The sequence below is a fragment of the Myxococcus vastator genome, from assembly GCF_010894475.1.
In the GTDB taxonomy this organism is placed as follows: Bacteria; Myxococcota; Myxococcia; order Myxococcales; family Myxococcaceae; genus Myxococcus; species Myxococcus vastator.
In genome coordinates this window covers 1-1,013 of sequence record NZ_JAAIYB010000887.1, presented here as the reverse complement: position 1 = coordinate 1,013, position 1,013 = coordinate 1, and the positions used below count along the sequence as shown (strand labels likewise).

The following is a 1,013-nucleotide window of genomic DNA, read 5'->3' as shown; positions in this document are numbered from 1 at the left end:
GGTGGTAGAAGCCCAGCGGCACGCCGAAGGTGAGGGAGTCAAAGGACGCCAGGGCCACGTTGCCCGGCGCGAAGGCCCCCAGGTACTGCGCCTTCTCCACCTCCTCGTACGCGGCCCGGTAGGGCGGTGGCAGCCGCGGGGGCAACGCCGACGCGTCCACGCTCCGGCTTCCGCCGACGAGGGGAATGGAGGCCGCGACGTCGTCCGCGGCCCGTCCCAGCCCGCGCGCGATGTCGCCCGCGCGGAAGTCCCGCTCCGGGAAGTCAGCGAGGGCCATGCCCCGCTGCGTCAGCTCCTCGCGCACCACCTCCATGGCCCCCAGCGCGCGCGTCAGCAGCTTGTCGCCGGCCAACAGGCGCAAGAGCTGCCGCACCTCGTCGTCGTGGGTGGTGTGGAGGACGAAGAGGGCGAGGACTTCCGCCTTGGCCAGGCCGTGCCTCTCGACGGCGGAAGAGAGGAAGGCCGCGCGCTTCAGGAGGAGGACGCGGGCCGCTTCGGCTTCCAGGGGGCCCAGGGCGCCCAGCCGGACGGCATTCCAGTCCGAGAGGGCCTCCACCAGCCGAGGCATGTCCGCCCGGCGCTGCAAGGCCAGGAAGGCGGCTGGCGTGGTGCATTCGAGGAAGGGCGCCAGCACCTCCTCCTCTGAGTCCAGGTGCGGCCAGCCGGAAGGCACCTCCCCGCACGCGCCTACCACACGGAGGGGCGTCGTCTCGCCTCCGCCGGGGCTCGTGGGGGACGACATGACTCGGCGGCGGTGCAGGAGCGGCCCGGCTTCGGCATCCTCCTCGTCGGCGAGGTCGTCGGGCCCGTCGTCCTCGGGAAGACTCACGACGGCACCGCGCCCAGGGGCCGCCATGGGCGTCGGGCCCGCTCCGGCAGCCAGGGTGCCTCCAGGGCTGGTCCGAGAAGGCAGCGAGGCACAGCCCGACGTGAGGAGCGCCAGGACCAGCACCAGGCAGCCACCACCGCGCGGCAGTCGCTCAGCGCGCAGCGTCCACCCCCAGGCCCCTGGC

1 pseudogene is annotated in these 1,013 nt (G+C 73.8%); it reads right to left on the bottom strand.

Annotated elements, in window-relative coordinates:
- Positions 1 to 829 (bottom strand): annotated as a pseudogene (locus tag G4D87_RS38130) (hypothetical protein); the annotation flags it as partial.
- Between the last annotated feature and the right edge of the window lie 184 nt (positions 830 to 1,013).